Origin of the sequence: Variovorax sp. PBL-E5 (assembly GCF_901827185.1) — a bacterium.
Classification (GTDB): Bacteria; Pseudomonadota; Gammaproteobacteria; order Burkholderiales; family Burkholderiaceae_C; genus Variovorax.
Genome location: NZ_LR594671.1, coordinates 73240 through 95992 on the forward strand (window position 1 = coordinate 73240; position 22753 = coordinate 95992).

Below are 22753 nucleotides of genomic sequence, written 5' to 3' on the forward strand. Positions count from 1 at the left end.
TAAGCATCGACACAAAAGGTGTCAAGCAATATAGTGCATGTTTGGGGTTTACCCTGCATGACGAACCGATGGAGAGCGAGCCAGTGTCATGAATCAGAGAGCCGACGACGCGGTGTTGACCGCGCCCGCCGAGGCGGTCCCGGCGACCGAGGAAGCCAACAAGAACCCGCTGCTGGTGGCGCTGGGCGAGCGCGTGCGCAACCTGCGCGCGCGGCGCGGGCTCACGCGCAAGGCCGTCGCGCAGGCGGCCAATGTGTCGGAGCGCCATCTCGCCAACCTCGAGTACGGCATCGGCAACGCATCGATCCTGGTGCTGCAGCAGGTGGCCGGCGCGCTGCAGTGCTCGCTGGCCGAGCTGGTCGGCGACGTGACCACGATCTCGCCCGAATGGCTGCTGATCCGCGAGCTGCTCGAGAACCGCGACGAAGCCGATCTGCGCCGCGCCCGCCTGGCGCTCGGCGAGCTGCTCGGCACCGCCGGTGCCGACCCGGCGCGCAGCCGCCGCATCGCGCTCGTCGGCCTGCGCGGCGCCGGCAAGTCCACGCTCGGCCAGATGCTGGCGGACGATCTCGAAGTGCCCTTCGTCGAACTCAGCCGCGAGATCGAGAAGCTGGCCGGCTGCAGCGTGCGCGAGATCCACGACCTCTACGGCACCAACGCCTACCGCCGCTACGAACGCCGCGCCCTCGAGGAAGCGGTGCAGATCTACGCCGAGGTGGTGATCGCCACGCCCGGCGGCATCGTGTCCGACCCGGCCACCTTCAACCAGCTGCTCGCGCACTGCACCACTGTCTGGCTGCAGGCCGCGCCCGAGGAACACATGGGCCGCGTCGCCGCGCAGGGCGACACCCGACCGATGGCCGCCAGCAAGGAAGCGATGGACGACCTGCGCCGCATCCTGAGCGGCCGCGCCGCCTTCTATTCCAAGGCCGACCTCAGCGTCGACACCAGCGGCCGCGACCTCGCGCAGAGCTTCCAGGTCCTGCGCGACACCGTGCGAGAAGCCATGCGCCGAGGCGGCTGAACCCGGGCCGGCCCTCGACATGTAAAAAAAGTCGCGAGCGGGTTGACGCGCGCCAGAACATGCAGCATGATGCATGTTCTGGTTCACGCCGAATGCACTATTGTTCGTAATGCCCGCAGCCCAGGAGACCGCCCCATGACCGAAACCACCGCCGCCACCCCCGCCCTTCGCGTCGACTACCGCACCGACCCGACCCAGTACCGCCACTGGAAGCTCAGCGTCGAGGGCGCGGTCGCCCGCCTCTCGCTCGACATCGCCGAGGACGGCGGCATCCGTCCCGGCTACAAGCTCAAGCTCAACAGCTACGACCTCGGCGTGGACATCGAGCTCTGCGACGCGCTCAACCGCGTGCGCTTCGAACACCCCGAAGTGCGCTCGGTCATCGTCACCAGCGCCAAGGACCGCATCTTCTGCTCGGGCGCCAACATCTTCATGCTCGGTGTCTCCAGCCACGCCTGGAAGGTGAACTTCTGCAAGTTCACCAACGAGACCCGCAACGGCATCGAGGATTCGTCGAAGCACTCGGGCCTCAAGTTCATCGCCGCGGTCAACGGCGCCTGCGCCGGCGGCGGCTACGAGCTCGCGCTGGCCTGCGACGAGATCGTGCTGGTCGACGACCGCTCGTCCTCCGTCTCGCTGCCCGAAGTGCCGCTGCTCGGCGTGCTGCCCGGCACCGGCGGCCTCACCCGAGTCACCGACAAGCGCCATGTGCGCCACGACCTCGCCGACATCTTCTGCACCAGCGTCGAAGGCGTGCGCGGCCAGCGCGCAGTCGAATGGCGTCTGGTCGATGCGATCGCCAAGCCCGCGCAGTTCGGCGCCGCCGTGCAGGAGCGCGCCGCCAAGCTCGGCGAAAGCAGCCATCGGCCGGTCGACGGCAAGGGCGTGAGCCTCACGCGCCTCGAACGCGAGGACGGCCCCGACAGCCTGCGCTACGAACACGTCACGGTCGAGATCGACCGCGCCCGCCGCACCGCCACCTTCACCGTCAAGGCACCGAAGGGCGCGCAGCCCGCCGACATCGCCGCCATCGAAGCCGCGGGCGCCGCCTGGTGGCCGCTCGCCATGGTGCGCCAGCTCGACGACGCCATCCTCAACATGCGCACCAACGAACTCGACATCGGCACCTGGCTGCTCAAGACCGAAGGCGATGCGCAAGCCGTGCTCGACAGCGACAAGACCCTGCTCGCCCACAAGGACCACTGGCTGGTGCGCGAAACCATCGGCGCGCTGCGCCGCACGCTCGCGCGCCTGGACGTCTCCTCGCGCAGCCTGTTCGCGCTGATCGATTCGGGCTCGTGCTTCGCCGGCACGCTGGCCGAGATTGCCTTCGCCGCCGACCGCGCCTACATGCTCGCGCTGCCCGACGATGCGGCGCGCGCACCGAAGATCACGCTCGACGAATTCAACTTCGGCTTCTTCCCGATGGTCAACGACCAGAGCCGCCTGCAGCGCCGCTTCTACGAAGAGAGCGCGCCGATGGAAGCCGCGCGCGCCGCGGCCGGCCGCGCACTCGATGCCGACGAGGCGCTCCAGCTCGGCCTCGTCACCATGTCGCCCGACGACATCGACTGGGACGACGAGATTCGCATCGCGATCGAAGAGCGCGCCGCCATGTCGCCCGATGCGCTCACCGGCCTCGAAGCCAACCTGCGCTTCGCGAGCCAGGAGAACATGGCGACGCGCATCTTCGGCCGCCTCACCGCATGGCAGAACTGGATCTTCAACCGCCCCAACGCCGTCGGCGAAAAGGGCGCATTGAAGGTCTATGGCACCGGCGAAAAAGCCGGCTTCGATTTGAACCGCGTCTGAACAACCCCGCCCGAACCACCCAAGGAACAACGATGAGCACGATCAACTACAGCGAGAAGATCCCCAACAACGTCAACCTCGGAGAAGACCGCACGCTGCAGCGTGCGCTCGAAGGCTGGCAGCCCAACTTCATCAACTGGTGGGACGACGTCGGTCCCGACGGCTCGACCCACTACGAGGTCTACCTGCGCACCGCCGTCAGCGTCGATCCGCAGGGCTGGGCCCAGTTCGGCCACGTGAAGATGCGCGACTACCGCTGGGGCATCTTCCTGAACCCGGGCGATGCCAACCGCGAGATCCACTTCGGCGACCACAAGGGCGAGAAGGCCTGGCAGGACATCCCCGGCGAACACCGCGCCAACCTGCGCCGCATCATCGTCACGCAGGGCGACACCGAGCCGGCCTCGGTCGAGCAGCAGCGCCACCTGGGCCTCACCGCGCCCAGCATGTACGACCTGCGCAACCTGTTCCAGATCAACGTCGAGGAAGGCCGCCATCTCTGGGCCATGGTCTACCTGCTGCACAAGCACTTCGGCCGCGACGGCCGCGAGGAAGCCGAGGCGCTGCTGCAGCGCACTTCGGGCGACCAGAACAACCCGCGCATCCTCGGCGCCTTCAACGAGAAGACGCCCGACTGGCTGGCCTTCTTCATGTTCACCTACTTCACCGACCGCGACGGCAAGTTCCAGCTGTCGGCGCTGGCCGAAAGCGCCTTCGATCCGCTCGCGCGCACCACCAAGTTCATGCTGACCGAAGAGGCGCACCACATGTTCGTCGGCGAGAGCGGCGTGTCGCGCGTGCTCGCGCGCACGGCGGCCGTGATGAACGAGCTGAAGACCGACGACCCGCAGAAGGTGCGCGCTGCCGGCGCCATCGACCTCGGCACCATCCAGCGCTACCTGAACTTCCACTACAGCGTCACCATCGACCTCTTCGGCGCCGACCAGTCGAGCAATGCCGCCACCTTCTACAGCTCGGGCCTCAAGGGCCGCTACGAAGAAGGCAAGCGCACCGACGACCATGTGCTCAAGGGCCAGACCTACAAGGTGCTCGAAGTCGTCAACGGCCAGCTCGCCGAGAAGGACGTGCCGATGCTCAATGCGCTCAACGAAGTGCTGCGCGACGACTTCATCAAGGACTCGGTGGCCGGCATCGGCCGCTGGAACAAGGTGCTCGAGAAAGCCGGCATCCCGACGCGCCTGGTCGTGCCGCACAAGGCGTTCAATCGCCAGATCGGCGCGCTGGCCGGCATCAGGATGTCGCCCGAAGGCCGCGTGGTGAACGAGGCCGAATGGGCCGCCAAGAAGGACGAGTGGCTGCCGACGCCCGAAGACTTCGCTTTCGTGGCATCGTTGATGGGCCGCGTGGTCGATCCGGGCAAGTTCGCGGGCTGGATCGCGCCGCCGGTGATGGGCATCAATCGCCAGCCTGTCGATTTCGAATACGTCCGCTTCGGCTGAGCGGTATTGGCTCCTTCCCCCTCTGGGGGAAGGCAGGGATGGGGGCAGCGGCGGTACCCACGAGACACGCTGCATGCCCCCACCCAACCCTCCCCCAGAGGGGGAGGGCTTTAGGAGAACGATATGGACATGGCGGTACAAGTCAGCGTCATCAAGCAGCACCTGATCGACCCCGAGATCTGCATCCGCTGCAACACCTGCGAGGCCACCTGCCCCGTCAACGCGATCACGCACGACGACCGCAACTATGTCGTGCGCGCCGATGTGTGCAACGGCTGCATGGCCTGCATCTCGCCGTGCCCGACGGGCTCGATCGACAACTGGCGCACCATGCCCGTGGTGCGCGCCTACTCGATCGAAGAGCAGCTCAGCTGGGACGAACTGCCCGCCGAACTCACGCCCGAGCAACTCGAAGCCGAAGGCGTTGCCGCGCCCGGTGATGCCGTGAACCCGGCGCCTGCCGCGCCGCCGCAGCCGGCCGCGGAGCCGGGCCAGGTCGTCTTCAACTCCGCACAGTACGGCGCCACCACGCCGCCGTGGTCGGCCGCGCATGCGTACACCAACCTGCATCCGCCGAAGAAGCCCACCACCGCCACCGTGGTCGGCAACTTCAACTGCACCGAGGCCGGCTTCGAGAACCAGACGCACCACATCGTGCTCGACTTCGGCAGCATGCCCTTCCCCGTGCTCGAAGGCCAGTCGATCGGCATCATCCCGCCCGGCACCGATGCCAACGGCAAGGCGCACTTCGCGCGCCAGTACTCCATCGCCAGCCCGCGCAACGGCGAGCGGCCGGGCTACAACAACATCTCGCTCACGGTGAAGCGCGTCACTGAAGACCACCAGGGCAAGCCCGTGCGCGGCGTTGCGAGCAACTACGTGTGCGACCTCAAGGTCGGCGACAAGGTGCAGGTGGTCGGGCCCTTCGGCGCGTCCTTCCTGATGCCCAATCATCCCAAGTCGCACATCGTGATGATCTGCACCGGCACCGGCAGCGCGCCCATGCGCGCGATGACCGAATGGCGCCGGCGCCTGCGCAAGAGCGGCAAGTTCGAAAGCGGCAAGCTGCTGCTCTTCTTCGGCGCACGCACGCAGCAGGAGCTGCCGTACTTCGGTCCGCTGCAGACGCTGCCCAAGGATTTCATCGACATCAACTTCGCCTTCTCACGCACGCCCGGCCAGCCCAAGCGCTACGTGCAGGACGTGATGCGCGAACGCGCTGCCGACCTCGCCGCGCTGCTGAAGGACGGCCAGAGCCACTTCTACGTGTGCGGCCTGAAGAGCATGGAAGAAGGCGTGGTGCTCGCGCTGCGCGATGTGGCCGTCGAAGCGGGTCTCGACTGGGACACGGTCGGCGAAGCGCTGAAGCGCGAAGGCCGCATGCACCTCGAAACCTATTGAGCCGCAGTCCGTGAAGTTCGCCGAGTTCCACGTGGGCCAGGTCATCGAGGCCGGGCCCTATCTCGTGACCGAGGCGGAGGTGCTGCAGTTCGCGAAGGCCTATGACCCGCAGTGGTTCCATACCGATCCCGATGCGGCGTCCGGCAGTCCCTTCGGCGGATTGATCGCGAGCGGATGGCATACGGCATCGATCGCGATGCGGCTCCTGACCGATGCGGCATTGGTCGGCTCCGAGTCCTTCGCTTCGCCGGGGCTCGCGTACCTCAAGTGGCCGAACCCCGTGCGGCCCGGCGATGCGCTGCGGCTCGCAGCCGAAGTGGTCGAAGTCCGAAGGTCGGAGAAGCGCCCGACCCTCGGCATCCTGCGCTGGCAATGGCGCCTGTTCAACCAGCGCAAGTCGATGGTGCTGGACCTCGAAGCGACCAGCCTGTTCCGGCTCGGTCCCATCGAACCCGGCGCGGCCACCGCCTAGCCAGAGCCCCTGCGTGCCCGCAATGGGTGCGCTGCGCGAGCGTTGCGATTTCTGCATCGCAGCGTACGAAAACCAATGCTTGTCCGCGGCCCGGCCCGCGCGGAATATCGCGTCCTCGTTCACGCATTCCGCCCACGCACCTCGCCGCCATGAAAGCCTCTTCTTCGAAACCTCGCCTCGCGCTCGGCCTGCTGATCCACCCGACCGGCAACCATGTCGCCTCCTGGCTCCATCCTTCCGCGCAGGTCGACGCGGGCTCCAACTTCGCGCACTACGCGCAACTCGCGAAGACCGCCGAGGCCGGCTGCTTCGACTTCATGTTCCTGGCCGACGCGCTCGCGGTGCGCGGCGGCCACATGGAAGCGCTCTCGCGCTGGCCGCAGTACATGGCCTACTTCGAGCCGACCACGCTGCTGTCGGCGCTGGCCGCGCTCACGCGCAACCTCGGGCTGGTCGCGACCGCGACCACCAGCTACAACGAGCCCTTCAACATCGCGCGCCGCTTCGCCTCGCTCGACCACATCAGCCACGGCCGCGCGGGCTGGAACGTCGTCACCTCGTCCAACCCGGACGAGGCGCTCAACTTCGGCCGGCCCGAACATTTCAAGCATGGCGACCGCTATGCGCGTGCACGCGAATTCGTCGAGGTCGTCAAGAAGCTCTGGGATTCCTGGGAGGACGATGCCTTCATCCGCGACCGCGCATCGGGCCGCTACTTCGAGCCGTCGAAGCTCCACGTCGCCCACCATGCGCAGGAGCACTTCAACGTCCGCGGCCCGCTCAACATCTCGCGCGCGCCGCAGGGCTATCCGGTGATCGCGCAGGCCGGCGCCTCCGAGGACGGCCGCGAGCTCGCGGCGCACAGCGCCGAGATCGTCTTCACGCCCCTGCATTCGCTCGACAAGGCCAAGGCCTTCTACCAGGACGTGAAGCGCCGCATGGACAAATACCGGCGTGCCGAAGACCAGATGAAGATCACCCCCGGCCTCAACGTGATCGTCGGCGCGACCCGCGGCGAAGCGGTGCGCAAGCAGAAGCATCTCGAATCGCTGGTGCATCCGGCCGTCGGGCTGGAACTGCTGTCCAATGCGCTCGGCGGCATCGACCTGTCCGGCTGCGATCTCGACCGGCCGCTGCCCCTGTCGCTGATCCCCGAGGACACCAACACCAGCAAGGGAACGCTCGCGCACACGATCGAGATGTCGCAGAAGGAAGGCACGACGGTGCGCCAGCTCTATCTCGAGTACGCGGGCGCGCGCGGCCAGCGAACCCTGCTCGGCACGCCGCAGAGCATCGTCGACGACATGGAGGAATGGTTCCATTCGAAGGGCGTCGACGGCTTCCTGATCCAGCCTTCGGTCGCGCCCGCCGACCTGGTCGATTTCGTCGATCTCGTCGTGCCCGAACTGCAGCGGCGCGATCTGCTGCGCACTTTCTACGAAGGCGGCACGCTCAGAGCCAACCTCCGGCTGGCCCGGCCGGACAATCGCCATGCGGGCTCGGCCACAGGAGAACGGTCATGACCTCATCCATGCTCGAACGCAAGGCGCCCTCTGCGCCGACCGCCGAATTGCCGGCCCGCTTCAAGGCCGCGATGCGCGGCGTGGCCGGCACGGTGACCATCGTCACCGCGACGCAGGGCGAACGCTTCGTCGGCATGGCGGCGACGGCCTTCAGCGCCGTGTCGATGGACCCGCCCTCGCTGCTGGTCTGCGTCAACACCGACGCATCGATCCATGCCGCGATCGTGAAGACGCGAAGCTTCTGCGTGAACATCCTGCACCGTTCCAACGAGCCGGTCTGCCACTTCTTCGGCGGCAAGTTCACGCAGGAGGAGCGCTTCGCGGCCACCGAATGGAAGGCCACCGAGCGCGGCCTGCCCTATCTCGCCTCGTCGCAGGCCACGCTCGAATGCGAGCTGTCGGACAGCATCGACCATGGCAGCCATTCGATCTTCGTCGGCAACGTGCTGGCGGCGCGCCTGGGCGATGCGATCAATCCGCTGCTCTATCTCGACGGCCGCTACGAATCCATTGCGGCGCACGGCTGAAGAACCCATTCGAATCAAGGAGACATCCATGAAAGCAATCTACGGGCTGGCAGTGATTCCCTTCATCGGGTTCCTGTCCGGCGGCGCGATCCTGTCGAAGGTCGACCCGCTGTTTCTCGGGCTTCCCTTTTTGATGGTGTGGAACATCGCCTGGATGTTCATCTCGTCCGGCATCCTGGCCGTGATCTACTGGTTCGACTCGCACGCAGAGGACGCTCAACCATGAACGCCGCATTGATCGTCATCGCCATCTTCTTCGCCTGCGCGCTCGCCGCCGGCCTCGTCGCGCGGCGCGGCATCACGATGAACCTCAAGGAATGGGCCGTGGCCGGCCGCGGCTTCGGCACCGTCATCACCTTCGTGCTGATCGCCGGCGAAGTGTTCTCGACCTACTCCTTCCTCGGCGCAACCGGCTGGGCCTACGGACGCGGCGCGCCCACCTTCTACTACCTGGCCTGCGCGTCGCTGGCCTTCGTCATCGGCTACTGGAGCCTGCCGCGGCTGTGGGCCTATGCGCAGGAGCGCGGGCTCATTTCCTTCTCCGACTACTTCGAATCCAAGTACCGCAGCAAGCCGCTCGGCGTGATCGTGTGCGTCATCGCGCTGCTGGCGATGATTCCGCTGCTGGTCATCCAGCTGCGCGGACTCGGCATCATCGTCGCCGAGACCTCGTATGGCGCGATCAGCGAGAACGCGGCGATCTGGATCGGGCTGTCGATCATGGTCGTCTACATCGTCGTCTCGGGCATCCGCGGCGCGGCGACCGTGGCGGTGATCAAGGACATCTCGATCTTCGCGCTCGCGCTCTTTCTCGGCATCTACCTGCCGCTGCATTACTTCGGCAGCTACGCGCACATGTTCAGCGCGATCTCGACGGCCAAGCCCCATCACTTCCAGTTGCCGGACAAGGGACTCAACCTCAGCTGGTACAACTCCACCGTCATCCTGATCTCGCTCGGCTTCTACCTCTACCCCTACCAGTTCACCAGCATCTACGCCGCGCGCAGCCTCAATGCCGTGCGCAAGAACGCGGTGATCCTGCCGCTCTACCAGACGCTGATCACCTGCATGTACATGGTCGGCTTCGCGGCGATCCTCGTCGTGCCGGGGCTCGAGGGTGCGTCGGTGGACCTCGCGCTCTTTCGCATCAGCAAGCTGTCCTTCGATCCGTGGTTCGTCGGCGTGATCGGCGGCGTCGGGCTGCTGACCGCGGTGGTGCCCGGCGCGATGATCCTGCTCAACGCATCGACCATGGTCGGCAAGAACATCTACAAGGAATACTTCAACCCCTCGGCGCCCGACACGCGCGTCGAGCGCGTCGCCAAGATCACCGTGCCGCTCTATGCGCTGGTCGCGGTCATCGCGCTGTTCAAGTCCGGCATCGAGATGGTGCCGCTCGCGCTGCTCGCGTCCAACCTGCTGAACCAGCTCTTCCCGTCCTTCATCATCGGCCTGTTCCGCCGCGACGCCATCAACGGCCGGGCGCCGATCGCGGGCATCGCCGCCGGCATGATGCTCATCGCCTACGTGATGCTGGGGTACGATGGCAGCGTGGCCCGGGCCTTGCCCTTTGCGCCGGACTTCATCCAGTCATGCAACCTCGGACTCCTGGCATTGCTGCTCAACCTCGCGGTGTTTCTCGCGGCGATGAAGCTCTGGCCTGAAAGCAGCAGACAGGCCGCCGACGAATCCTTCTCGATGCCGCGCAGCGCATAGACCCCGCACACGACGATGAAGGGACGCATTAGCTCGCTCTCGATGCTGTACCTGGCCGAGGTGGCCGATGCGGGTTCCATCCGCCTGGCCGCCGAGCGCCTCTTCATCTCGCCCTCGGCGCTCAACCGCAAGATCCTGCTGCTCGAAGAGCAATTGGGCGCCGCCATCTTCAAGCGCGCGGCCCGCGGCGTCACCCTCACCGGCGCGGGCGAGATCATGCTTGCCGCCGCCCGCCAGACCGAACGCAACCTCGCCACCGCCATCTCGCAGGTCGAGGCGCTGCGCGGCCTCAAGCGCGGCCACGTCAACTTCGGCACGCTCACCGGCTTCGCGGAGAAGGCCGTGCCCGAACTGCTGGCGGCCTGGCGCGTATCGCACCCCGAGGTCACTTTCAACTTCTACGCCGGCAACTCGCGCGACATCGTGCAGCAGGTGCTTGAAGGCCGGCTCGACCTCGGCCTGTGCTGGGACCCGCCGAGCTCCACGCCCGTGCGCCGCGTGGCCTCGGCCGACATCCCGATCGGCGTTGCGATGCAGCCCGACCATCCGCTGGCGGCGCGCAAGAAGGTGCGGCTGCGCGAATGCCTGGAGTACGCGGTCGTCTTCCCCTCGCGCGGCATGGAGTTCCGCACGGTGCTGGACCGCATCAACATCGGCATCGAGAGCCGGGTGACGCCGGCCGTCGAAGTCAACTCGATCGCGGCGCTCAGGCAGCTCGCGCTCATCGGCAACGACCTCGTGCTGATCACCGCCAACTCGGTGATCGACGAGATCGAGGCCGGCACCATCGTGCTTCGGCCGCTGGAGGATCCGGGCTGCGACCTGCTCAAGCTCAGCCTGTTCACCAAGGACTCCGACAGCCTGCCGGCCGTGGCGGACGTGGTGATCGCGGGCCTGGAGCGGGAGCTGGGGATGATCAGGGAGCGGGTGGCCGGGATCTATTCGGCATAGCCCGGCAACTCGCGGTCGAGCACGCGCATCATGGCTTCGAAGAACAGCCGCTCGCGCTCCGCGCGCGGGTGGCGGTCGTCCTGCCCCGGGGTCTGCACCTGCCGGACCATCTCGTCGCTCAACACGGCCAGCGGGCGCCCGGTGGCCAGCGCGAGCATCTGCATGCGGCAGACCCGCTCGATGCGGTAGAGGCGGCGGTAGGCCTCGGCCACGGTGTTGCCGACCACCAGCACCCCGTGGTTCTTCATGAAGACGATCGGCTTGTCGCGCGCGAGGGCCGCCAGGCGCTCGCCTTCGGACAGGCTGCTCGCGGTGCCTGTGTAGTCGTCGTCGTAGGCGATCTGCGTGCTCACCAGCGCCGCCGTCTGGCTCGCAGGCTGCAGCCGGTTGTCCTGCAGCATGTTGAGCGCCGTGGCCCAGGTCTGGTGGGTGTGCAGCACCACCTTCGCGCCGGTGATGCGGTGGATCGGCGCGTGAATGCACTGCGCGGAAATCTCCACCACGCCGTCGCCTTCGTGCGTGACACCCTGCTCATCGAAGACCAGCAACTCGCTCGCACGGGCCTCCGACCAATGACAGCCGAAAGGCATGATCAGGAATCGGTCCTCGCGCCCCGGCACCACCATGGTGAAGTGGTTGTCGATGCCTTCGTCGAGTTCGTGCAGCGCCGCCATGCGATAGGCCGCCGCGAGATGGATGCGCGCCTGCGTGATCGGATCGACGCTGGGGTTCATGGTCGCCATCAGTTGATGTGGATGTTGGCCTTCTGGATCACGTCCTTCATCAGCGCGTCATCCTTGGCGATCTGCGCCTTGAAGTCGGCCGGCCCTTCGAACGCGCCCGACATGCTCATGGCAGTCAGCTTGCTCTTGTCGATGCCTTCCATCACGTCCTTCGACGCGGCCCCGATCTGGTCGACGATGTTCGCGGGCGTGCCCTTGGGCGCGAAGACGCCATACCAGTTCGGCACGTCGAGGTCCACGCCGAGCTCCTTCAAGGTCGGCACGTTCGGCAGATCGGGGTGGCGCGTGCCCACCATGCTCGCGATGGCCTTCAGCTGCCCGGCTTTCACCTGCGGCACGACCACGCTGTCGTAGACGACGTCCACGCGCCCGCTCAGCAGGTCGGGAATGAATTCCGCCGAACCCTTGTAGGGCACGTGCACCGTGTTCACGCCCGTCTTGAGGTTGATCAGTTCGCCCATCAGGTGCGTCATGGTGGCCGGGCCGGCCGAGCCGAAGGAATACTTGCCCGGATGCTTCTTCATCTCGGCGACCACCTCGGCGAAGTTGTTGCCCGGAAAGTCCTTGCGCACCACCATCATCGGAATCCAGGTGGTGAGCCGCGCGACGGGCACGAAGTCGGTGAGCGGGTCGTACGGGAGCTGCTGCAGATGCGGCGTCACGACGAAAACCCCCGTCGGCGCGACGAACAGCACGCTGCCGTCGTTGGCGCCGCGCATCGCCGCCTGCGCACCGATCACGCCGCCGGCGCCCGGCTTGTTGTCGACGATGACGGCGCGTCCCAGCTTCTTGCCGAGCGCTTCGGCATAGAGCCGCGCGATGTTGTCCGCATTGCCGCCGGCCGGGTAGGGCACGATGACGCGGATGGGCTTGTCCTGCTGCGCGGCGGCAGGCAGGGCGAAGGCGGCGGCAAGGGCCAGGGCAAGGGCGAGGACGGGCCTGCGTTTCATGGTGATGATGTCTCCGTGGATGTCGAGGGTTCTTTGCTTCAACGGCCTTCGAAGCGAGGCTTGCGTTTGTCCTTGAAGGCGCGCTTGCCTTCTTCCAGGTCCTCGCTCAGGCGGATCGCATCCAGTTGCTGGAGCGTGCGCGCATAGATCTCGGACGGGCTCTGCGGAATGATCTGGCTGACGAAGCGCTTGATGGTGCGGATCACCAGCGGCGCCATGCCGGCGATCTCCTCGGCCATGGCCAGGGCCACCTCCAGCTGCCGGCCGACGGGTGTCACCTGGTTGATCAGGCCCACTTCATAAGCGCGCTGTGCATCCATCTGCCGGCCCAGCAGCATCACCTCCATCGCCACCTTCTGCGGAATGCGCGCGGCCAGCGCGGTGATGAAGCCCTGCGTGAGGCCGATCTTCGCCTCCGGGTAGCTGAACTTCGTGTTCTCGGCCGCGACGGCGAGGTCGCAGGTCGCGGTGAGCGTGATGCCGCCGCCGATGCACCAGCCGGCGATGGCCGCGATGATGGGCTTGTCGGTCACGATGCCGGCGCCGGGCGTGCAGCGCCAGAACTCCGGAATATCGTTGAGGTCGGCGCCGGCCGTGAAGGCCTCGTTGCCGGCGCCGGTGATCACGGCCACGCGCTGCGACGCGTCGGCGTCGAACTCGGCGAAGCCGCGCTGCAGATCGAGCGCCGTCGCCTGCGAGAGCGCGTTGCGCTTGGCCGCGTTGTCGATGGTGAAGACGGTGACCGCGCCGCGGCGGTCGATGCGAAGGCAACTCATTGGAAAGACTCCCCGATTCGCGCGCGCGCGTCCACGGCCATGCAGCCCTTGGGACCCAGCTTGAGCGGATTCACTTCGAACTCGAAATCGCGGCCCCGCAGGCGCTCCGCGATGGCGGCAAGACGGCGCACGGCGTCGACCGCCGCGTCCAGGTCGACCGGCTCGGCGCCGCGATAGCCGCGCAGCAGCGGCGCGATGCGCAGCGACAGCAGCGCCTCGCGCACCGCCGCCGCCGACACGGGCAGCGGCAGCAGCACCACGTCCTTCATCAGCTCGACCCACACGCCGCCGCTGCCGACGATCAGCACCGGCCCGAACTGCGGATCGTTGCGCGCACCGACGAGCAGCTCCACCGTGCCGGTGGCCATCGCCTGCAGGAAGAAGCCCTCGATGCGCGCCTCGGGCATCGCTTGCTGCACCCGCCGCTTCATCGCCGTCAGCGCCGCGCGCAGCGCCGCCGCATCGTGCAGGTCGAGCGCGACGCCGCCCACTTCCGTCTTGTGGACGATCTGCGGCGAGACGATCTTCGCCACCAGCGGGTAGCCGATCTCGTCGGCGCGTACCAGCGCTTCCTCGATGTCGGCGACGACGACGCCCCGGTTGACGGGAATGCCGGCGGCATGGAGCAGCGCCTTCGCTTCCTCTTCGCCGAGCGATGCGCTCTCGGCCGGCGGCGCGAAGTCGAGTGCGGGCAACGGCTCGGGTGCCTCTTGCTCGCGCCACGCGGACCACGCGCGCCACGCGCGGATCGCCTCCACCGCCTCGGCCAGCGAGTCGGTGAAGGGCTGCCCCGATTGCCGCAGCAGCGCGCGCGGACCGTTGGCCAGCGCGCCTGGCTGCATCACCTGCAGCACCGGCTTGCCGGCTTCGGCGCAGCCTTGCGCCAGCTCGCCGGCCAGCGCCGTGAGGCCCGGCGCGGTGGTGATGACGGCGAGGCAGATGTCGGCATCGGCGTCGCGCATCGCGAACAGCGCGCTCTGGTAGCCGAAGTCCGGCACCTCCTTCACCTTGGCGCCATAGAGGTCCACCGGGTTGTCGGCCTGCCCCGGCACATAGAGCGTCGCCAGCGCTTCACGGGCCGTCTCGCCGAAGCGGGTCATCGGAATGCCGGCATCGGACAGCGCATCGGCACTCAGCGCCGCGCTGCCGCCGGAGGTCGAGATGAGCACGGCCTGCGCGACGCGGTGCGCCGGATGCTGCGCCATCGCCGCGGCCAGCAGCAGCATCGCGAACACGTCGTTCAGCAGCACGATGTTCTCGCGCTCGCACACGGCCTTGAGCACCGCGTAGTCGCCGGCCAGGCTGGCAGTGTGCGAGAAGGCCGCGCTGGAGCCGGCGGCCGTGCGCCCGGCCTTCACCGCCAGCCATGGCTTGCCGGCCGCCCGCGCGCGGCGCGCCAGCTGCACGAATCGCGCCGGCGATTTCACGCCCTCGATGTACGAGCAGATGACGCGCGTGTGCGGATCGTCGATCAGGAACTCGATGAAGTCGCACAGCGCCAGGTCCGCCTGGTTGCCCACCGACACGCAGTGGCTGAAGCCGATGCCCATGGCCGTGGCGCGATCGAACAGCGTGCCCATCAGCGCGCCGCTTTGCGTGATGAAGCCGATCGGGCTGCGCGGCAGCGTCTCGACATCGAGCGCGGGCGACGAGCACAGCACCAGATGGTTGGCCGGAGAGATCACGCCGAGGCAGTTGGGGCCGATCAGGCGCATGCCGGCGGCCCGTGCGATCGCCACCAGCTCGGCCTCGATCGCGGCGCCCTCGGGGCCCGCATCCGAGAAGCGCGCCGTGATGATGATGGCGCAGCGCACGCCGCGATCGGCGCACTCCTGCACGCGCGCCTTCACCTGCGCCTGCGGCACGGCCATGATCGCCATGTCGGGCGCTTGCGGCGTCACGGCGACGGACGGATAGGCCTCCAGGCCGAGCAGTTCCTTGCGGTTCGGATTGATCGGATAGATGGTGCCGGCATAACGGTGGCGCAGCAGCATCTGCAGCACGCGGCCGCCGAATTTGCCCTGGTCCTCCGAGGCGCCGATGACGGCGACGGAGCGCGGGCTCAGCAGCGCGGCGATGGGGATGGGCGGGTCGGATGTGTTCATGCGGGGAGGACGATAGGCGTTCCATCAATCAGTGCAACAGTTCTGCATTCTGGAACGACGACGGAGAGGCCCGCCGACCTTCAGTGCGGACCGAAGCGGATCTGCGACAGCGCGGCCATGGGCTGGTTGCCGGCCAGCGCGCTCGAGACATCCGAGGCTGCCGCCATCACCGCCTGCGTCCACTCGCCCAGCACGCTCTTGCGAAAGCGCGCCGCGGGCCCCGAGATGCCGATCGCCGCGATCATCGAACCCCGCGTATCCCGCACCGGCGAGGCGATGCCCCAGACGTCGTTGCGCCATTCCGCGCGGTTGAGGGCGAAGCCCTGCTCGCGCACCTTGCGCATCTCCTTGAGGAAGGCGGCAGGGTCGGTGATGGTGCGCTCCGTGTGCGGCTCGAGCCGCTTGGCCACGTCCTGCAGGATCGAGGGCGCGACATAGGCCAGCTGCACCTTGCCGGTCGCCACGCAGTAGGCCGGCGCGCGGCCGCCGATCTGCGAATAGGCGCGCACGGGGTTGGGGCTGTCGACCTTGTGCACGTAGACCACCTCCGTGCCGTCGAGCACCGACAGGTGCACGCTCTCGCCCGTGAGCACCATCAGCGCTTCCATCTGCCGCTCGGCGTGGCGCCGCAAATCCAGCTTGGACAGCACGGCAGAGCCGAGCTCCCACAGCTTGATGGAGGGCGCGTAGCTGCCGCTCTCTTCGTCGCGCAGCACGAAGCGCGTCTCGACGAGCGCCTGCATGAGGCGATGGACATTGCTCTTGCCCATGCTCAACTCGCGGCCGATCTGCGTGAGGCCGAGCGCGCGGTCGCTGCGCGACAGCAGTTCGAGCACCGCCAGCCCCTTGAGAAGGGTGTTGTTCATGTTCCGTATTCTAGAACTCTTGATGTGTCATTTGGAACTCTCTATCGTCGCCGCCATGAATCAAGAACAACGCAAGACCGCCGGCGGCGAAGCCGTCACGGCCCGGCAGCCGCTGGCCGGCATCCGGGTCGCGGAGTTCTGCTCCACGGCCGCCGGTCCCTTCTGCGCGATGCTGCTGTCCGACATGGGCGCCGAGGTCGTCAAGATCGAGCCGCCCGAAGGCGACGGCCTGCGCCAGTGGCCGCCAATCACCGACGGCTACAGCGAGAACTTCGCCTCGGTGAACCGCAACAAGAAATCCGTCGTGCTCAACCTCAAGGACCCGGCCTCAGCCGAGATCGCGCGCCGCCTGATCCTGGACTGCGATGTCGTGGTCGAGAACAACCGCCCCTGCGTCATGGACCGCCTGGGCCTCGGCTATGCGCAGCTGCGCGCCGAGCATCCCGACCTCGTCTACTGCTCGATCTCGGCCTTCGGCCAGAGCGGCCCGCGCGCCAGCGAAGGCGGCTTCGACCTCACCATCCAGGCCGCAGCCGGCGTGATGAGCGTCACCGGCGAAGAAGGCGGCGTGCCGGTGAAGTGCGGCGTGCCGGTGTCCGACTTCGCTTCCGGGCTCTATGGCGCCTATGCCGTGGCGGCGGCGCTGAGCGCGGTGCGCGCCGGCGCCGGCGGCGTTCACATCGACGTGCCCATGTTCGGCTGCACGCTGGCCATCGCCGCACTGCAGACCAGCGAGTACTTCGGCAGCGGACGCAGCCCGCGCCGCCTCGGCTCCGCGCACCCGCGCAACGCGCCCTACCGCGCGTTCGAGGCGTCGGACGGCTACTTCGCGATCGCGGCCGGCAACCACCCGCTCTGGCTGAAGGTGCTCGGCGTGGTCGACATGCCGCAGCTGGCCGCCGACCCGAGGTTCCTGAGCACGCTCGACCGCGCGACCCACCAGGCCGACCTGAAAGTGCTGCTGGAAGAGAAGTTCCGCACCGCGCCCGTCGCGCACTGGCTGCAAGTGTTCCGCGAGGCAGGCGTGCCGCACTCGGCCATCAACGACTATGCGTCCGCGCTCGCCGATGGCCAGGTCGACGCGATGGGCTGGGTGCACGCGCTCACGCTGCCCAACGGCGCGACCACGCGCACCTTCGGCTTCCCGCTGCGCCTCGACGGCCATGCGGCCGACATCCGCTCGGGCCCGCCCGCGCTGGGCGAGCACACGGAAGAAATCCGCGCACGCTACGGCGAGCGCGTGCCCGCGTGACGGCGCCGGCGCATGCCCGCCATGTCTGACCGCCTCGACCCCTTCGTGGCCGCCGTGACGGCCGCCGTGGAGCGCTGCGCCGACGAAGCGCAACTGCTCGATCGACTCGAACACGCGATGCGGCAACTCGTCGCGGCCGACGACTGGCTGCCCGCCGAACGCGCCCAGCCGCACCCGCAGCACTACCAGCAGTACCTGCTGCACTGCGACCCGCAGCAGCGCTTCTCGGTCGTGAGCTTCGTCTGGGGCCCGGGCCAGCAGACGCCGATCCACGACCACACCGTGTGGGGCGTGATCGGCATGCTGCGCGGCGCCGAGATCGGGCAGCACTACCGCCGCACGCCCCGGGGCATGCAGGCCGAAGGCACGCCCGAGCGGCTGAACCCCGGCGACGTCGCCGCCGTGTCGCCGCGCATCGGCGACATCCACCGCGTGAGCAATGCCTTCGACGACCGCGTGTCCGTCAGCATCCATGTCTACGGCACCGACATCGGCCGGCTGACCCGGCACGTCTTCGATCCGCAGACCGGCGCGGTGAAGGACTTCGTGTCCGGCTACGCCAACGCATGCAAGGCAGCGACATGAGCGCCGCGCCGGGCCGCCCCAAGCAAGCTCGCACCGCAGTGCGAAGCACGAAGGTTGCGTGATGACCGAGGCGCCCGTTCTCGTCGACGCCTCGGCGGCCGTCTGGCGCGTCACGCTCCATCGCCCGCAGCAGGGCAATGCCTGTTCGGCCGAACTCGTGCGCGCGCTCGACGATGCGGTGGCGCGCGCCGAGGCCGAGGGCGCCGAAGCCCTCGTGCTGCAGGGACAAGGCCGTCACTTCTGCACCGGCTTCGACCTTTCGAAGCTCGACGACGAGACCGACGACACGCTGCTCGCGCGCTTCGTGCGCATCGAGCTGCTGCTGCAGCGCATCGCCCACGCGCCCTTCCTCACCATCGCGCTCGCGCAGGGCCGCACCATGGGTGCCGGCGCCGACCTCTTCGCGGCCTGCGGGCTGCGGCTCGCGCAGGCCGATGCCGCCTTCGCCTTCCCGGGTGCCCGCGGCTTCGGCCTCGTGCTCGGCACGCGGCGCCTTGCCGCGCGCGTCGGCACCGAGACGGCGCTCGACTGGGTCGAGAGCGGCCGCAGCGTTGCGGCCGACGAGGCTTGCCGCCGAGGGCTCGTCACCTCGCTGGTCGATGGCCCGCATGCCATCGACGCGCACTCTCTCGCGCGCTGGCGCGAGGACGCGCAGCTGCGCGCCAGCCTGCGCCAGGCCGTGGACCCGCACCGCGCCGACGCCGCCGCGCGCGACCTCGACCTGCTCGTGCGCTCCGCCGCGCGGCCGGGCCTGCGCGAGCGCGTGGCCGCGTACGTCGCGCGCGTGGCCGCGGCGCGCCGCAGCAGCCCTCCCGGTCCGGTGCGTGACGCGTGAGCGCGCCGGCTTCTTCTCATCTCCTTCACCTCACTGACCGACGAAAGAAAGACCAAGACCATGTTCATGAACTGGACCGACCTGCTGGGCACCCTCAAGCGTTCCTACACCCGCCTCGGCAACACCAACCCGAAGATGCTGGAGGCCTACCGCGCCGTGGCCGCGGCCCAGGGCTCCAACGGCGCGCTCGACGCCAAGACCCGCGAATTGATCGCCATGGCCGTGGCCGTGACGACGCGCTGCGACGGGTGCATCTCGTCGCATGCGGCTGCGGCTGCGAAGGCCGGGGCGACCGAGGCTGAGATGAGTGATGCGTTGGGCGTGGCGATTGCGCTGAATGCGGGGGCTGCGTATGTGTATTCGCTGCGCGCGATGGAGGCCTTCGGGGAACTGAAGGGCAACAACAGCTGAGTTGCAGTTCATCGAGACCCTCGGCCGTCGGGGTCAGGCATGCTTCGCCAGCGGATACAGCAGCAAGCCGAGCAATGCCGCCGCGACGACGACCAGCGGCTCGGGAATCTTCTTGAAGCGCCACAGCAGCGCAGCGGTGCCGATGGCCAGCGCGGCTGTCGCCAGATCGATGATCGATCGCTGCGCGATGACGAGCACTGCGCCGCTCAGCGCACCTATTGCCGCGGCCGTGACACCATCGACGAACGCGACGATGCCGGGGTGCTTGCCATGCTTCTTGAAGTACGGCGCGGGCGCGACGGTCAGCAGATAGCACGGCACGAAGGTGGCCAGCGCCGCGACGAGCGCACCCCAGAACCCGGCAATCAGGTAGCCGATGAAGCCTGTTGTGATGACGACCGGACCCGGCGTGATCATCGCGACCGCCACGGCATCGACGAACTGGCGCTCGTTGAGCCAATGGTGTTCGGTGACGACGCCGCCGTACAGGAACGGGACGATCGCAAGCCCGCTTCCGAAGACGAAGCTGCCGGCGTACGCGAAGAACGCGCCGATCTGCCCGAGCAGATGCCAGTCCGTGGTCCCCGCGGCGAGCATCGCAGCCGTCGGCGCTACAGCTGCGATGCTGCCGAGATGCCCACCGAACCAGCGCTTCGGCGGCGCGCGCACCAGCCACACCAGCACGCCGGCGCCGAGGAAGAGCCAGACACTCTCGGACTGGGTCAGCACCGTGAGCACGGCACTGAGCAGGAAGATCGCCCAGAGCAGCTTGTCGCGGCCGATGCTTCGGGTCGTCAACTTCCACGCGCTCATCGCGATGATGCCGATCACGCAAGCACCGACGCCGTAGAAGACGGCCTGCATCCAGGGCAGGCCACCGTAGGCCACATAGGCGGCGCCGATGGCGACCACCATCAGGAATGAGGGCAAGACGAAGGCGATCCCTGCCAGCGTGGCACCCGCCAGCCGGTAATGCACATAGCCCAGGTAGATCGCCAGTTGGGCCGCGAGCGGTCCCGGCATCAGCTGCGCGAGCGTGATGCCTTCCTTGTAGTCGGAGTCGGAGATCCAGCCCCGGCGCTCGACCAGGTCCCGGTACATGCTGCCCACGAGCGCCACCGGTCCGCCGAAGCCCCATGTACCGAGACCCAGCATGTAGCGCACCAGTTGCCACCGCGAATAGCCCGGAGAATTCGTGGGCGCCACGTTGGTCGTCGCATCGGTCATGGGACGTCGCCTGCAGGTTTGCCGCGCATGAAGTGCATATAGAGCGAGTCCAGCAGTCCGCTGATCTCGGTCAACAGCGCGTCGTCGTCGGACAGACGTTCGCGCGCGCCGGCGAGCATGGCTTCGAAGCCGCTCGCCTCGGCCACCGGCTCGCCGCCCACATCGAGCGAGTGAACCATCGCGCCCAACCGGACCAGCGCCGGATCGTCCTCCAGGCCGAAGCTGGCCATCAGGTTCTCGAAGGTCACTCGATCGCCGATGTGCGTGAAGGTCGCCCCGTCGAAGTCGAAGCCCAGTGCGCTCTTCGGGCAGTCCGCCGGCTTCGCGAGCCACCGGAACCGTGCGTCGTGGTCGATGAAGCGCCGGATCAGCCAGGCGCTGGCCACCCTGTCTACCCACAGCTTGCGCCGCGTGGCCCAAAGGCGCCCCTGGTACCGGGCCGGATCGAGCCGGGCAATGCGGCCCTCGGTCTCGTGCGGCTCATCGGGCGACAGTACCGCTTCGACGCACTTGTCGAAGTCCGTCCAGGCCGCCTCGGCTTCCAGCCTGGCTTCGCCGGGGAAGAAGTCGATCGCGCGCAGCGCGTCGAACTCGCGCTGAAGCTTGCGTTGGAGCCGGGCCAGTTCGGGCATCGCCATGGAAGCGATCCCGGCGTTGGCCTCTTTCCAGGACTTGCGCAATTCGGCGTAGTCCGCGCTGCGGTCGAAGAGCTGCCGGTAGGCGTCCGCCTCGTCGGCCGAGTGCGGCGATGCGTTCAGCAGCCAGGCGCTGCCGCCCTCGCGGGCGCACGCATCGGCGAGCTCCTTCAGCCTGGCTGCATGCTCGCCCTGGGCGGGCAAAAGGTACGCGCCGTCGCGCAGCGCCATGCAGCCCAGCGCCTTCAGCGCGCGCCAGATCCGCATGCGTCCGGTGGCGCTCGACGTGGGGAGAGAGACGACGAGCAATAGCCATGAGGCATTCGAGGTTGCCATGTCGCGTATCATACATTCATGTAGAGATCTCAACAGCAAGATGGGGGCTGCGCATGCACGACGACATCCGGCCGCGACTGGCCATCCTCTATCCCGGAGACCGTGCGGCCCGCGATCGGGCCGACCCGGCGAGCAGTCGATTTCTTGCGCTCTTCAATGCGTTCGAGAGCGCAGGCGTCGCCGTCGAACCCGCCGTCTACCACGACGATTTCCGCGACGAGGTGCTGCGGCAGCTCATGCACGTGCAAGGCGTCCTGGTATGGCACAACCCGATCGAGGGTGGCCGTGACCGCCGGTGCCTGGACGCGTTGCTTCGCGAAGTGGCTGCGCAAGGGGTCTTCGTCAGCACCCACCCGGACACGATCCTGAAGCTCGGTACCAAGGATGTGCTGTTCTCGGTGCGCGATCTGCCTTTTGGCAGCGACGTGCATCGTGTCGACAGCCTTGCTCAGTTGTCGACCCAGCTGCCCGGTCGCTTGCTGCTCGGCCCTCGCGTGCTCAAACAGTGCCGCGGACACAGCGGGATCGGCGTGTGGCGCATCGAGCGGCGCGGAGAAGCCCTCTATGCGCTGCAGCATGCGCAGCGCGGCGCGATCGAGGCGCTGTTGAACATGAACGACGTCGTGCAGCGGCTCGCACCGTACTTCGACAACGACGGTCACATGATCGACCAGGCCTGGCAGCCGCGCATGGTCGAAGGCATGACGCGCGCCTACCTTGTGCAAGGCCGGGTCGCGGGCTTCGGCCACCAGACGGTGGTGGCACTCCACCCCGGCTCGGGCGCCGGCGAGGCGCCTTCACCGACGACGCGGCGCTACAGCGATGCGGACGATCCACGGTTTCAGGTGCTGCGCAGGCGCCTGGAGGACGAATGGGTGGGGCTGATGTGCGACCGCCTCGACCTCCCGCATGAAGCGCTGCCGATGCTTTGGGATGCGGACTTCCTGCTCGGCGAGCGACGCGGTGGCGAGTCGGAAACCTACGTGCTTTGCGAAGTCAACGTCAGCAGCGTTTCACCCTTTCCTCCCTCGGCGGTTGCACCGTTGGTCGATGCGACCCGGCGGACCCTGATGGCGGGACGTGACCGTGCCAAACATCACGAATGCCCGTGCTGAGTCCTTGAGTCAACCACTGCGGCAGAGAAGT

The 22753-nt window shown here is 67.7% G+C and carries 22 protein-coding genes; 15 read left to right on the forward strand and 7 right to left on the reverse strand.

The annotated features are described in order from the left end of the window. The first annotated feature begins 88 nt into the window (after positions 1 to 88). From WDLP6_RS00365 to WDLP6_RS00410, 10 genes are all read left to right on the forward strand, one after another. Positions 89 to 1024, forward strand: a complete 936-nt coding sequence (locus WDLP6_RS00365; RefSeq protein WP_162590753.1) for a helix-turn-helix transcriptional regulator — start codon at positions 89 to 91, stop codon at positions 1022 to 1024. 135 nt (positions 1025 to 1159) lie between these two features. Continuing rightward, positions 1160 to 2836, forward strand: coding sequence for a 2,3-epoxybenzoyl-CoA dihydrolase (gene boxC, locus WDLP6_RS00370; RefSeq protein WP_162590754.1), 1677 nt, complete (start codon positions 1160 to 1162; stop codon positions 2834 to 2836). A gap of 32 nt (positions 2837 to 2868) precedes the next feature. Continuing rightward, positions 2869 to 4296, forward strand: a complete 1428-nt coding sequence (gene boxB, locus WDLP6_RS00375; protein ID WP_162590755.1) for a benzoyl-CoA 2,3-epoxidase subunit BoxB — start codon at positions 2869 to 2871, stop codon at positions 4294 to 4296. Between the two features lie 123 nt (positions 4297 to 4419). Continuing rightward, positions 4420 to 5697: a benzoyl-CoA 2,3-epoxidase subunit BoxA gene (gene boxA / locus WDLP6_RS00380; RefSeq protein WP_162590756.1), complete on the forward strand. Its 1278-nt coding sequence runs from the start codon at positions 4420 to 4422 to the stop codon at positions 5695 to 5697. Between the two features lie 10 nt (positions 5698 to 5707). Beyond that, positions 5708 to 6169, forward strand: coding sequence for a MaoC family dehydratase (locus WDLP6_RS00385; protein ID WP_162590757.1), 462 nt, complete (start codon positions 5708 to 5710; stop codon positions 6167 to 6169). Positions 6170 to 6318: 149 nt separating this feature from the next. Continuing rightward, on the forward strand, positions 6319 to 7692 hold the full coding sequence (locus WDLP6_RS00390) for an LLM class flavin-dependent oxidoreductase (RefSeq protein WP_162590758.1): 1374 nt from the start codon (positions 6319 to 6321) through the stop codon (positions 7690 to 7692). Continuing rightward, positions 7689 to 8219 (forward strand): flavin reductase family protein, encoded by a 531-nt coding sequence (locus tag WDLP6_RS00395; protein ID WP_162590759.1) that lies wholly within the window; start codon positions 7689 to 7691, stop codon positions 8217 to 8219. Before WDLP6_RS00390 ends, WDLP6_RS00395 begins: the two co-directional genes overlap by 4 nt. Positions 8220 to 8247: 28 nt before the next feature. Further along, positions 8248 to 8445 (forward strand): DUF3311 domain-containing protein, encoded by a 198-nt coding sequence (locus WDLP6_RS00400; RefSeq protein ID WP_162590760.1) that lies wholly within the window; start codon positions 8248 to 8250, stop codon positions 8443 to 8445. Next, positions 8442 to 9935, forward strand: coding sequence for a sodium:solute symporter family protein (locus tag WDLP6_RS00405; protein ID WP_162590761.1), 1494 nt, complete (start codon positions 8442 to 8444; stop codon positions 9933 to 9935). Before WDLP6_RS00400 ends, WDLP6_RS00405 begins: the two co-directional genes overlap by 4 nt. A gap of 15 nt (positions 9936 to 9950) precedes the next feature. Further along, positions 9951 to 10886 carry a LysR family transcriptional regulator gene (locus tag WDLP6_RS00410; RefSeq protein ID WP_162590762.1) on the forward strand — a complete coding sequence of 312 codons (936 nt, stop codon included), beginning with the start codon at positions 9951 to 9953 and terminating at the stop codon, positions 10884 to 10886. Here the strand turns inward: WDLP6_RS00410 and WDLP6_RS00415 are convergent. From WDLP6_RS00415 to WDLP6_RS00435, 5 genes are all read right to left on the reverse strand, one after another. Continuing rightward, complete coding sequence (locus WDLP6_RS00415) at positions 10874 to 11620, reverse strand: class II aldolase/adducin family protein (protein ID WP_162590763.1); 747 nt, start codon at positions 11618 to 11620, stop codon at positions 10874 to 10876. The genes WDLP6_RS00410 and WDLP6_RS00415 overlap by 13 nt on opposite strands. A gap of 8 nt (positions 11621 to 11628) precedes the next feature. Further along, the gene (locus WDLP6_RS00420) at positions 11629 to 12579 is read right to left on the reverse strand and encodes a Bug family tripartite tricarboxylate transporter substrate binding protein (protein ID WP_162590764.1); all 951 of its coding nucleotides are present in this window, start codon (positions 12577 to 12579) and stop codon (positions 11629 to 11631) included. 38 nt (positions 12580 to 12617) lie between these two features. Beyond that, a complete protein-coding gene (locus WDLP6_RS00425; RefSeq protein ID WP_162590765.1) occupies positions 12618 to 13355 on the reverse strand; it encodes an enoyl-CoA hydratase/isomerase family protein in 738 nt (245 codons plus the stop codon). Then, the gene (locus WDLP6_RS00430) at positions 13352 to 15460 is read right to left on the reverse strand and encodes an acetate--CoA ligase family protein (protein ID WP_162590766.1); all 2109 of its coding nucleotides are present in this window, start codon (positions 15458 to 15460) and stop codon (positions 13352 to 13354) included. Before WDLP6_RS00430 ends, WDLP6_RS00425 begins: the two co-directional genes overlap by 4 nt. A gap of 80 nt (positions 15461 to 15540) precedes the next feature. Then, complete coding sequence (locus WDLP6_RS00435) at positions 15541 to 16326, reverse strand: IclR family transcriptional regulator (protein ID WP_162565217.1); 786 nt, start codon at positions 16324 to 16326, stop codon at positions 15541 to 15543. Positions 16327 to 16381: 55 nt separating this feature from the next. Between WDLP6_RS00435 and WDLP6_RS00440 the strand changes: the two genes are divergently transcribed. From WDLP6_RS00440 to WDLP6_RS00455, 4 genes are all read left to right on the forward strand, one after another. Beyond that, positions 16382 to 17578: a CaiB/BaiF CoA transferase family protein gene (locus WDLP6_RS00440; protein ID WP_162590767.1), complete on the forward strand. Its 1197-nt coding sequence runs from the start codon at positions 16382 to 16384 to the stop codon at positions 17576 to 17578. A gap of 21 nt (positions 17579 to 17599) precedes the next feature. Next, positions 17600 to 18163, forward strand: coding sequence for a cysteine dioxygenase (locus WDLP6_RS00445; protein ID WP_162594915.1), 564 nt, complete (start codon positions 17600 to 17602; stop codon positions 18161 to 18163). A 61-nt stretch (positions 18164 to 18224) separates the two neighbouring features. After that, complete coding sequence (locus WDLP6_RS00450) at positions 18225 to 18998, forward strand: enoyl-CoA hydratase/isomerase family protein (protein ID WP_162590768.1); 774 nt, start codon at positions 18225 to 18227, stop codon at positions 18996 to 18998. Between the two features lie 60 nt (positions 18999 to 19058). After that, positions 19059 to 19409 carry a carboxymuconolactone decarboxylase family protein gene (locus tag WDLP6_RS00455; RefSeq protein WP_162565221.1) on the forward strand — a complete coding sequence of 117 codons (351 nt, stop codon included), beginning with the start codon at positions 19059 to 19061 and terminating at the stop codon, positions 19407 to 19409. A 33-nt stretch (positions 19410 to 19442) separates the two neighbouring features. Here WDLP6_RS00455 and WDLP6_RS00460 read toward each other — a convergent pair whose 3' ends face one another. Together WDLP6_RS00460 and WDLP6_RS00465 are read right to left on the reverse strand one after the other, a co-directional pair. Next, positions 19443 to 20636 (reverse strand): chromate transporter, encoded by a 1194-nt coding sequence (locus WDLP6_RS00460; RefSeq protein ID WP_162590769.1) that lies wholly within the window; start codon positions 20634 to 20636, stop codon positions 19443 to 19445. Continuing rightward, positions 20633 to 21607, reverse strand: coding sequence for a chromate resistance protein ChrB domain-containing protein (locus WDLP6_RS00465; protein ID WP_162590770.1), 975 nt, complete (start codon positions 21605 to 21607; stop codon positions 20633 to 20635). Before WDLP6_RS00465 ends, WDLP6_RS00460 begins: the two co-directional genes overlap by 4 nt. On the opposite strand from WDLP6_RS00465, the gene WDLP6_RS00470 reads away from it, so the two are divergent. Then, positions 21586 to 22722 (forward strand): Cj0069 family protein, encoded by a 1137-nt coding sequence (locus tag WDLP6_RS00470; RefSeq protein ID WP_232076917.1) that lies wholly within the window; start codon positions 21586 to 21588, stop codon positions 22720 to 22722. The genes WDLP6_RS00465 and WDLP6_RS00470 overlap by 22 nt on opposite strands. Positions 22723 to 22753 lie beyond the last annotated feature (31 nt).

Coding starts and splice junctions, on each gene's coding strand:
- WDLP6_RS00365 (WP_162590753.1), top strand. CDS start 89: ATGAATCAGAGAGCCGACGACGCGGTGTTGACCGCGCCCGCCGAGGCG.
- boxC (WP_162590754.1), top strand. CDS start 1,160: ATGACCGAAACCACCGCCGCCACCCCCGCCCTTCGCGTCGACTACCGC.
- boxB (WP_162590755.1), top strand. CDS start 2,869: ATGAGCACGATCAACTACAGCGAGAAGATCCCCAACAACGTCAACCTC.
- boxA (WP_162590756.1), top strand. CDS start 4,420: ATGGACATGGCGGTACAAGTCAGCGTCATCAAGCAGCACCTGATCGAC.
- WDLP6_RS00390 (WP_162590758.1), top strand. CDS start 6,319: ATGAAAGCCTCTTCTTCGAAACCTCGCCTCGCGCTCGGCCTGCTGATC.
- WDLP6_RS00395 (WP_162590759.1), top strand. CDS start 7,689: ATGACCTCATCCATGCTCGAACGCAAGGCGCCCTCTGCGCCGACCGCC.
- WDLP6_RS00400 (WP_162590760.1), top strand. CDS start 8,248: ATGAAAGCAATCTACGGGCTGGCAGTGATTCCCTTCATCGGGTTCCTG.
- WDLP6_RS00405 (WP_162590761.1), top strand. CDS start 8,442: ATGAACGCCGCATTGATCGTCATCGCCATCTTCTTCGCCTGCGCGCTC.
- WDLP6_RS00410 (WP_162590762.1), top strand. CDS start 9,951: ATGAAGGGACGCATTAGCTCGCTCTCGATGCTGTACCTGGCCGAGGTG.
- WDLP6_RS00415 (WP_162590763.1), bottom strand. CDS start 11,620: ATGAACCCCAGCGTCGATCCGATCACGCAGGCGCGCATCCATCTCGCG.
- WDLP6_RS00420 (WP_162590764.1), bottom strand. CDS start 12,579: ATGAAACGCAGGCCCGTCCTCGCCCTTGCCCTGGCCCTTGCCGCCGCC.
- WDLP6_RS00425 (WP_162590765.1), bottom strand. CDS start 13,355: ATGAGTTGCCTTCGCATCGACCGCCGCGGCGCGGTCACCGTCTTCACC.
- WDLP6_RS00430 (WP_162590766.1), bottom strand. CDS start 15,460: ATGAACACATCCGACCCGCCCATCCCCATCGCCGCGCTGCTGAGCCCG.
- WDLP6_RS00435 (WP_162565217.1), bottom strand. CDS start 16,326: ATGAACAACACCCTTCTCAAGGGGCTGGCGGTGCTCGAACTGCTGTCG.
- WDLP6_RS00440 (WP_162590767.1), top strand. CDS start 16,382: ATGAATCAAGAACAACGCAAGACCGCCGGCGGCGAAGCCGTCACGGCC.
- WDLP6_RS00445 (WP_162594915.1), top strand. CDS start 17,600: ATGTCTGACCGCCTCGACCCCTTCGTGGCCGCCGTGACGGCCGCCGTG.
- WDLP6_RS00450 (WP_162590768.1), top strand. CDS start 18,225: ATGACCGAGGCGCCCGTTCTCGTCGACGCCTCGGCGGCCGTCTGGCGC.
- WDLP6_RS00455 (WP_162565221.1), top strand. CDS start 19,059: ATGTTCATGAACTGGACCGACCTGCTGGGCACCCTCAAGCGTTCCTAC.
- WDLP6_RS00460 (WP_162590769.1), bottom strand. CDS start 20,636: ATGACCGATGCGACGACCAACGTGGCGCCCACGAATTCTCCGGGCTAT.
- WDLP6_RS00470 (WP_232076917.1), top strand. CDS start 21,586: ATGAGGCATTCGAGGTTGCCATGTCGCGTATCATACATTCATGTAGAG.
- WDLP6_RS00465 (WP_162590770.1), bottom strand. CDS start 21,607: ATGGCAACCTCGAATGCCTCATGGCTATTGCTCGTCGTCTCTCTCCCC.